The organism is uncultured Agitococcus sp., from assembly GCF_937920075.1.
GTDB lineage: Bacteria > Pseudomonadota > Gammaproteobacteria > Pseudomonadales > Moraxellaceae > Agitococcus.
On the sequence record NZ_CALETI010000206.1, the window covers coordinates 22,278 to 31,218 of the forward strand.

Here is an 8,941-nt window from a genome sequence, read left to right on the forward strand (position 1 = left end):
TATATCGTTAGTGTTAGCCGTCTTTTTATAAACTTGACAGATTTCCTATTAGGAGAGAGCTAGGGTGAGGTCTAATTTTAGCCCTCTACCCATAACTATTTAATGTAAACGCTGTTTATGAAACACTAATTGGCTATGTTCAACATCTACCAAAATGGTATCACCAGACACAAACTCGCCTGCTAACAAACGTTGGGCTAAGGGGTTTTCTAAACCTGTTTGAATAGCACGTTTTAACGGACGTGCGCCATACACAGGGTCATAACCTGCAACCACCATTTGCTCCATCGCCGCTTCACTCAGTTCAATTTTTAAGTCACGTTCGGCTAAACGTGAACGTAATCTATCTAATTGAATTTCAGCAATACCACGAATTTGACTTTCCTGCAAAGGATGAAATACCACCATCTCATCAATACGATTAATAAATTCAGGGCGGAAATGTTTGCCAACGACCTCCAATACCGCTAATTTAATTTGGTCATATTGTTTGTCTTCACTTAAATGGCGAATCACTTCTGAGCCTAAGTTAGAGGTCATAATAATCACGGTATTTTTGAAATCTACCGTACGACCTTGACCATCGGTTAAACGCCCATCTTCTAACACTTGCAATAAAATATTAAAGACATCGGGATGGGCTTTTTCCACTTCATCCAACAACACCACGGAATATGGCTTGCGACGCACCGCTTCGGTTAAATAACCGCCCTCTTCATAACCGACATAACCTGGTGGCGCACCAATTAAGCGTGACACACTGTGTTTTTCCATAAACTCAGACATATCAATCCGAATCATCGCATCATCAGTATCAAACAAGAAATTCGCTAATGCCTTACATAACTCAGTTTTACCGACACCAGTTGGCCCTAAAAATAAGAAAGAACCACTAGGGCGATTGGGGTCAGACAAGCCCGCACGCGCACGACGTACCGCATTAGATACCGCTTCGACGGCTTCATGTTGGCCAACAACGCGCTGATGTAAAGCTTCTTCCATACGCAATAATTTTTCGCGGTCACCTTCCATCATTTTAGCCACAGGAATGCCTGTTGCTTTGGAAACGACTTCGGCAATTTCTACATCAGTGACTTTATTTCTCAATAGTTGATGTGTGCTTTGCTCGGCATCATCGGCTTGATTAAGTTGCTTTTCCAAATCAGGAATCACCCCATATTTAAGGCGTGCCATTTCATTGGTGTCGCCTTTACGTTGAGCTTGCTCAAAGGCAAACTTGGCTTTTTCCAATTCTTCTTTAATGTTTTGTGAGCCTTTAACACTGGCTTTTTCCGCCTGCCAAATTTCGTTAAGGTCGGCATATTCTCGCTCTAGCTTTTGAATTTGGCCTTCAACTAACTCTAACTGCACTTTTGAGGCTTTATCTTCCTCTTGTTTTAAGGCTTCACGCTCCATTTTTAATTGAATAATACGGCGGTCGAGTTTATCCATCACTTCGGGTTTGGAGTCCATTTCCATCCGAATCCGTGAAGCCGCTTCATCAATTAAATCAATGGCTTTATCTGGTAACTTACGATCAGTGATATAACGATGTGACATTTTTGCTGCGGCAATAATCGCAGGGTCAGTAATATCCACACCATGATGCAACTCATAACGCTCTTTTAGGCCACGTAAAATGGCAATGGTATCGGTCACACTCGGCTCATCAACCAATACTTTTTGGAAACGACGTTCTAAAGCGGCATCTTTTTCGACATATTGACGATACTCATCTAAAGTTGTTGCACCGACACAATGCAGCTCACCACGCGCTAAAGCAGGCTTGAGCATATTGCCTGCATCCATCGCGCCATCAGCTTTACCTGCACCCACCATCGTGTGCAACTCATCAATAAATAAAATAATATTGCCTTCTTGTTTGGCCAAGTCATTCAGCACCGCTTTTAGACGTTCTTCAAATTCACCTCTAAATTTTGCACCTGCAATCAATGCGCCCATGTCTAAAGACAACACTTTTTTATTGCGTAAGCCTTCTGGCACTTCACCATTAATAATACGTTGTGCTAAACCTTCAACAATCGCGGTTTTACCCACACCGGGTTCACCAATTAACACAGGATTGTTTTTGGTACGCCGTGCCAACACTTGAATGGTGCGGCGAATTTCGTCATCACGACCAATGACAGGGTCTAATTTGCCTTTGGCAGCGCGTTCGGTTAAATCAATGGTATATTTGCTTAAAGCTTGACGATTGTCTTCGGCATTACTATCAGTCACAGGACTATCTCCGCGTAATTGTTGAATCGCTTGTTGGAGTTGTTGTTTGTTTAAGCCTGCTTGTTGTAAGGCTTTGGCGGTGTCGCTACCCTGCTCAATCATCGCCAACAATACCAACTCACTGGCAATAAATTGGTCTTGGCGTTGTTGAGCTAATTTATCAGCCAAATTAAACACACGCTGTAACTCTTGGCCAATTTGCACATCACCTGTTGGCTTATTAACCGTCGCCGCACGTTCTAATAATTCATTCAACTTTTTATCTAAGCTCGCCATATTCACGCCTGATTGCGTTAATAACGATTTAATCGAGCCACCTTGTTGCTGAATAAAGGCTAATAATAAATGCACAGCATCAATCGTAGTATGGTCTTTACCTACCGCTAACGATTGAGCCTCAGCTAATGCTTGTTGTAATTTGGCAGTAAAACGATCAAAACGCATGATGTTTCCTCATTCACACATAAAATTTAAGGTTATGTTTTAGTTATGAGGTATAGCTAAAGTATTTCAAGACGCAAATTTTTCTTTTTTCATAAACCAACTTGAGCACTTGAAAACAAACAAAGGCTGCCCATTTAGATACATTTTTAACAGGCTATCTCTACTAAATCTTACTTATCCGCATAGTTACTTAATGAAAATCTCTGATTGTTTCATTTTATGCAATAGTGTATTTCTTTTTGTGTACTTGATAGTACATATTCTTTGATTAAAATATCAATAAATCTTGACTATTTTACTCGGTTAAAAATGCTTATGAGGTGTATTATGCGGCTTATTTTGGCTGCGGCCTCATTATCTTTAGCGCTTGTTTCAACATCTGCCCATAGCGACAACAATAATAACAATCAGCTAGGACTAGAGCCTAATGATAGTGGTTGGTCGCTTAATCTCGACAATGATTTGTTTACCCCACACAAGCAAGATCGGGATTATACAGGTGGATTAAATATGACTTTTGCGGGTCAACGTGTCAAAGACTGGCCTGTTTCAGTTAATGGTGTGTTAAGTGCCGTTAATCAAGGCTTGGGCATTGAACATCCTGATAGTTTGCATTTGCATAGTTTACAAATTGGTGTGGCTGCTTTCTCACCAGAAGATATTCAACAAGCACAGATTGTCAACGATGACCGTCCTTATGCCAGTTTAATCTATTTAGCAAATTCTCAATTACAGGTGTTGAATGACAATACCGCTAATCAAACTACCTTAACGGTAGGGATTTTGGGAACTAGAGCAGCACAATTGCTACAAGAAGGCATTCATCAACTGACAGGCTCTGAACCGCCACAAGGTTGGCAACATCAAATTGCCAAAGGTGGTGAGCTGACTTTTAAATACAGTTATGCCCATCAACGCTTATGGTACAAACAAGCTAACTTGGAGATTAAACAATCTTGTGAAGCCAGCATCGGTTTTTTAACCGAAGGTAATAGTGCAGTTTCGGTACGTTGGGGACGCATTAGCAGCCCATGGTGGAGTTTTACCCCAGATCGTGCTGAATATTTTGCCCAACCCAGTGTTGGTTTACCTGACCAGTATCGTTATCGCCAACCTGAGTTATATTTATGGGCAGGCGCAAAAGTGCGGGTACGTGCTTATAATGCTTTTTTACAAGGTCAATTTAGAGACAGTGAATTTACTTATCCACAAAATGATGTTGAGCCTGTCTTAGTCGAATCGTGGTTAGGTGTTACCAAACAAGTGAGTGAACACTACCGTTTGAGTTGGGTCTGGCGTTATCAAAGTGCTGAACTAAAACAAGGTCACGGTCATCGTGATTTAATTTGGGGCAGTGTGATGATTAACCGTGATTTTTAGTACTCTCTAACGCTTGATGTTGGGCTGGCTGCCAATGGCCTTCGGCATAGGCTTTGGCATCACGTACATCCCAAATAATATCCGTGGCTTGTGGTTGAAAATCGGTAATGGTTAAATGCGTAATCATGTCATGTCTCTTGGTAAGCCGTATTCATCTAAATGCATTTCTTGCTCTGTGCGCTGGGTAGCTAATAATCCTAAATCTAAAGCTAACGCATCTATCCCATCAATAATTAATGCTTTTTTACTGATGTGCAAAGCATCAAAACATTTTTGACGATATTCTGGTTTTTGTTGAAAATTATTTAACGCCCGAAACAAAGGCTTTTTTACATCATACGCTGCTTCCGCTTTATCAAAAGCCAATTGTGGAATATGAGATGCTAACCTTAGCATGGCCAAATCTATTAAATCTCTTGACTCTACAGCCGTATCATTCCACCGATCTGCATTAGCCAATAATTTTTCACAACAACGATCAACAAAACTCAAACAAGGGATATTTAACCAATTTAAATAAACGGGTGATTCTAAATGGATACGCGCTTCAGCAATAATCTCAAACTTTATCAAGGTGTTATCTATCACCACAGGAAATCTAATACCATATTGATCGGCTTTAATTTCTCTAGGTAATTGTATGCCTTGAACGCTTTGAAAAATCGCTTGATAACCTTCTTCCATTATTTTGCTGCGTAAATACCGATAATGTTCACCGACAGGACAAACAAAATCTATATCTTTACTCCAACGATATTCGTTATACGCTAAGGCAAGTAAGGTACCGCCACCAAAGTAGGCAGAAGCTTTTTGAAAAAAGTCTACGTTTAAAGCTAACAATACTTGTGAGATTTTTTGATGAAATTCAAGGGCAAACATCAATAACAATCCATGATTTTTTGTCAGTTGCTAACTTTTGCACAAACGCCAACTCTTCACCTGTTAAATCTGCTAAAACACCCCGATAATGCCAACCACGTTCATAAAGAGACAAGATTTCATCTTCTGTTAACGCAGTCAAAGCAGAATGCTGCCAAGCAATAGCTTGCAGGAATGGCAAATGTTGCGGTTGCTCATACATGAGGTGTTATCCCTCTTTTTAGTAGCTAGCCTCTGATAATCATAGCCTAATTTATTATTCGCTGCACAGTTTTGGCAATATGCTGACCAAACCATTCGGCCGTTCTTAAATCACCAATCGGCGGGGTCACATCAACAGGTGCGCTATCAGATTGCGCCATTAAGCCCATATAACTGCCCATACGGTTTAAATCTTCAGGTTGTGTACCCGTTGGCATCAACGGCATTCCTGCCCACAACATTCCATGCTGCATAGCAAATAATTGAATTTGTTGCAAAACTGCCAGTTTGTCGCCACTTAATCCGCCAGAATTGGTGAAACCTGCGGCTAATTTTCCTTGCCAACTTTGCTCTAACCACACCTTTGAGGTGTCATCCATAAAAGTTTTAAAGGGAGCTGAAACACAGCCCATATAAGTTGGACAACCAAAAATAATCGCATCGGCATTGGCTAACACTTGCCAATCAATATTATCAACCGATAACAAATAGCTATCTACATCGGCAATTTGGCTAATGCCCAAAGCAATATATTCGGCTAATTTGGCGGTATGGCCATAACCACTGTGATAAACGATAACAATATTTTTTGCCATTATGCTAACCAAATAACTGAGGCCATACGTCCTGTTGTTTGCTCTCGACGATAAGAAAAAAATCTTTCTTGATCGGTGACAGTACATAAATTACCACCACTAATCATCCCAATACCTGCTTTCATTAAACGTTGACGGGCTAAATCATAAATATCTGCTAAATATTTACCATTGGCTTTAACGGTAAATGCACTTTCGGCGGCAGGATCAACACGCAAAAACGCATCTCGCACATCAGAACCGACTTCAAACGCTGTTGTACCAATGGCAGGCCCTAGCCAACACATCACTTCCGCAGGATTAAGAAATTTTGCCAAAGTATTTTCTAAAATACCATTGGACAAACCACGCCAACCTGCATGAGCGACGGCAACACGATGGCCACTTTGATCACAAAAGAATACTGGCAAACAATCAGCGGTCATCACCACACAAGGCAAACCACGTTGAGTGGTAGTCACTGCATCGGCTTCGGGTACAGTTTGGGCGCGGCGTTTAGGCTCACTAAATGCATCTACCACGTCCGTTCCATGTACTTGTTGCAACCATTGAGGTGGGCCACAAGGGGCAATTTCATTTAAGGCAATTAATAACTTACGACGATTTTCTACAACTTTGCTTGGCTCATCACCCACATGAAAGGCCAAATTAAAACTATCATAGGGAGCGTCACTACAACCACCTATACGTGTCGTTACCACTGCACAAACATTGGTTGGTGCTGGCCATTCTGGCTTAATAAAAGAGTCTTTTAAACTCATAGGAAGATTCCTTTAGAGTATAGATACTTACTCATTAGAGAACTTTAAGGTTGGGATAAAGAGAATTGTGGCTTTTTAAGCATCACATACAGAAATAATAACTACTTAATTTGCAAAACTAGCACGAATTATAAATTAAAATCACGGTTTTGTCGGACAATAAATATAGACTTACAAAACCAATCTTCTAATTATTGACCATTTTCTTTACCACGCACTTCAAAACGCACTTGTGCGCGTACTTGACCTTGTAAATTCTTGAGTTGTAATAGATAACGACCACGTTTTGGTTGCCACCCATACTCTTGTTGAGCTGAGGCCAAGTGCTGATCGTTTAACCAAAAGCTCAACTGCTCGCCCCCTGTTTTTGCTTTAAAAAACACTTTTTGATAAATTTTGGGCATATCAGGGTCTAAGGCAATAATCGTGTTAGTAACAGGATAAACCATTTCAGGAACATTATTTGGCCAATAACTGACTTTTGTCTGTTCAGTGCCATCAATAAACCATTCTTGATAATTGGGCTGAGCAAAGCCTTCAAACTCAACCGATTGTTGATGTACACCTTTAGGGGGCTGTGGTGCAAATGATTGTCCCGCACCTGCTTCTAAATAATTCATCACCATTTGCCAAACGGGTGCTGCACCTGTCATTCCCGACACATCACGCATTGGCAAACCTTGCATATTGCCCACCCACACCGCCACCGTAAATCGCCTTGAAAACCCCACACACCAGTTATCACGCATATCTTTACTGGTTCCTGTTTTTACCGCCGACCAAAATGGCGTGGCTAATGGATTTTCATAACCAAAGGTTAAACTGCGTGCATTTCGATCACTCAGAATATCTGCCACAATAAAACTGGCTTGAGGCGATAAAATCGTTTTTGTTGGACTGGTTGGAGGGGATAATTCTAAAGTTGCCTCGCTAAATTGTCCTTGATTGGCTAAGGCACGATAGGCATTGGCTAATTGCCACACATTAATATCTGCGCCACCCAAGGCTAAGGCATTGCCATAATAATCGGCTTGTTGCTCCAACAAAAAACCAAGTTCATTGAGCATCTTCCAAAAATTTTCTAAACCAACTTTATTGAGTGTTAATACGGCGGGAATATTTAATGAACTGGCTAAAGCACGGCGGGCAATCACTGCGCCTTTAAAGTCTTTTTCGTAATTTTGTGGCACATATAAACCTTGTTCGGTGCTGATATTTAAGGCTTGGTCATCTAACACAGAAGCAGCCGTTAATAAGTTATTTTCAAACGCCAAACCATACAAAAAAGGCTTGAGTGTTGAACCTGCTTGGCGTGGCGCATAAATTCCGTCCACCCAAACTTTATCTTCAACCAAACCACTATTTGCCACATAAGCCAACACTTCACCTGTTTGATTATTGAGTACCAATACTGCCCCTGCATTGGCTTTTTGTGCAGCTAATGAGGCTAACTGGCTACGTAAGGCTTGATAACTAAAGTCTTGTAAGTTTTTATCTAGGCTAGTTTGATAAATTTGATTGGCTTGGGTTAATAAACGTGCGGCCAAACTTAAACTATCAGCACGTTGCTCTATAGGTAAACGCCGTTGGCTGAGTTGTTGAAAAGCTAATTCTTTGACCTCTTGGCAATCGGCTTGATAACCAGCATTGATTAACACACAAGCACGATCGGCAATCCGTTGAATACTGGCATTAGGTGCTGCCAACAAACTGACTAATAAAATGCTTTCTTCTTTGTTTAAACCACGCGGCCATTTGCCAAACAAGGCCAAACTAGCAGTGCTGACACCTTGTAAATCGCCACGCCACACCATTAAATTGATATAGGCTTCAAGGATTTGTGCTTTTGTCCATGTTTTTTCGAGCTGACGCGCGGCTTGTAGTTGTTGCCATTTACGTTTAAGACTACGACCACCTGTTTGCCATGATAACTTAGGGTCAAGCATCGCGGTTAATTGCATGGTTAAGGTGCTTGCACCACGCGCTTTTTGCCCTGTTACATAGCTGACTGCCGAACGGCTCACCGCCCCCCAATCGACACCATGATGACGATAAAAATCACGATCTTCGACAAATAACAAAGCATCAATTAACGCAGGTGATACTTCTTCTAATGGCGTCCATTCAAAGCGATGTTGTTGTTTATTAAGACGTTGATAAGCTAATACTTGGCCATGTCGATCTAATAAGCGGCCATAAGAAGATTGCCATTGTTGTTGGATTTGGGAAAATGTTGGCGGTTGAGAGGCTTGGGCTATTGCTATCAACAACCATAATCCAATAACCCATAAACTCCTTAACATGTCATATTCCTAAAAAACTAAGGGGCAAAATAATTGCCCCTTAGTTTATATTTTTAACACATTAAATTGAATGCGTTAAATTTACTCCCAAATAACTTTTTGTTTTTGGGCAACCCATTGCTCACCATGTTTTAAG

8 protein-coding genes are annotated in these 8,941 nt (G+C 41.0%); 1 reads left to right on the forward strand and 7 read right to left on the reverse strand.

Annotated elements, in window-relative coordinates:
• Positions 1–99 precede the first annotated feature (99 nt).
• On the reverse strand, positions 100–2,685 hold the full coding sequence (gene clpB / locus Q0212_RS07595; protein WP_297924159.1) for an ATP-dependent chaperone ClpB: 2,586 nt from the start codon (positions 2,683–2,685) through the stop codon (positions 100–102).
• A gap of 327 nt (positions 2,686–3,012) precedes the next feature.
• Here clpB and Q0212_RS07600 point away from each other — a divergent pair, with 327 nt between their 5' ends.
• Positions 3,013–4,065, forward strand: a complete 1,053-nt coding sequence (locus Q0212_RS07600; protein ID WP_297924161.1) for a lipid A deacylase LpxR family protein — start codon at positions 3,013–3,015, stop codon at positions 4,063–4,065.
• Here the strand turns inward: Q0212_RS07600 and Q0212_RS07605 are convergent.
• The 6 genes from Q0212_RS07605 to pbpC all read right to left on the reverse strand — a co-directional run bounded on the left by Q0212_RS07605 (position 4,049) and on the right by pbpC (position 8,805).
• A complete protein-coding gene (locus Q0212_RS07605; RefSeq protein ID WP_297924162.1) occupies positions 4,049–4,192 on the reverse strand; it encodes a hypothetical protein in 144 nt (47 codons plus the stop codon). The genes Q0212_RS07600 and Q0212_RS07605 overlap by 17 nt on opposite strands.
• Entirely contained in the window at positions 4,189–4,944 is a 756-nt protein-coding gene (locus Q0212_RS07610) for a nucleotidyl transferase AbiEii/AbiGii toxin family protein (protein WP_297924164.1), read from the reverse strand. The genes Q0212_RS07605 and Q0212_RS07610 overlap by 4 nt, the downstream gene beginning before the upstream one ends.
• Positions 4,931–5,146, reverse strand: a complete 216-nt coding sequence (locus Q0212_RS07615; protein WP_297924166.1) for a hypothetical protein — start codon at positions 5,144–5,146, stop codon at positions 4,931–4,933. Before Q0212_RS07615 ends, Q0212_RS07610 begins: the two co-directional genes overlap by 14 nt.
• A 46-nt stretch (positions 5,147–5,192) precedes the next feature.
• Entirely contained in the window at positions 5,193–5,741 is a 549-nt protein-coding gene (locus tag Q0212_RS07620; protein ID WP_297924168.1) for a flavodoxin family protein, read from the reverse strand.
• A complete protein-coding gene (gene pgeF / locus Q0212_RS07625) occupies positions 5,741–6,502 on the reverse strand; it encodes a peptidoglycan editing factor PgeF (RefSeq protein WP_297924170.1) in 762 nt (253 codons plus the stop codon). Before pgeF ends, Q0212_RS07620 begins: the two co-directional genes overlap by 1 nt.
• 191 nt (positions 6,503–6,693) lie before the next feature.
• Positions 6,694–8,805 (reverse strand): penicillin-binding protein 1C, encoded by a 2,112-nt coding sequence (pbpC, locus tag Q0212_RS07630; RefSeq protein ID WP_297924172.1) that lies wholly within the window; start codon positions 8,803–8,805, stop codon positions 6,694–6,696.
• Positions 8,806–8,941: the final 136 nt, after the last annotated feature.

Coding starts and splice junctions, on each gene's coding strand:
- clpB (WP_297924159.1), bottom strand. CDS start 2,685: ATGCGTTTTGATCGTTTTACTGCCAAATTACAACAAGCATTAGCTGAG.
- Q0212_RS07600 (WP_297924161.1), top strand. CDS start 3,013: ATGCGGCTTATTTTGGCTGCGGCCTCATTATCTTTAGCGCTTGTTTCA.
- Q0212_RS07605 (WP_297924162.1), bottom strand. CDS start 4,192: ATGATTACGCATTTAACCATTACCGATTTTCAACCACAAGCCACGGAT.
- Q0212_RS07610 (WP_297924164.1), bottom strand. CDS start 4,944: ATGTTTGCCCTTGAATTTCATCAAAAAATCTCACAAGTATTGTTAGCT.
- Q0212_RS07615 (WP_297924166.1), bottom strand. CDS start 5,146: ATGTATGAGCAACCGCAACATTTGCCATTCCTGCAAGCTATTGCTTGG.
- Q0212_RS07620 (WP_297924168.1), bottom strand. CDS start 5,741: ATGGCAAAAAATATTGTTATCGTTTATCACAGTGGTTATGGCCATACC.
- pgeF (WP_297924170.1), bottom strand. CDS start 6,502: ATGAGTTTAAAAGACTCTTTTATTAAGCCAGAATGGCCAGCACCAACC.
- pbpC (WP_297924172.1), bottom strand. CDS start 8,805: ATGTTAAGGAGTTTATGGGTTATTGGATTATGGTTGTTGATAGCAATA.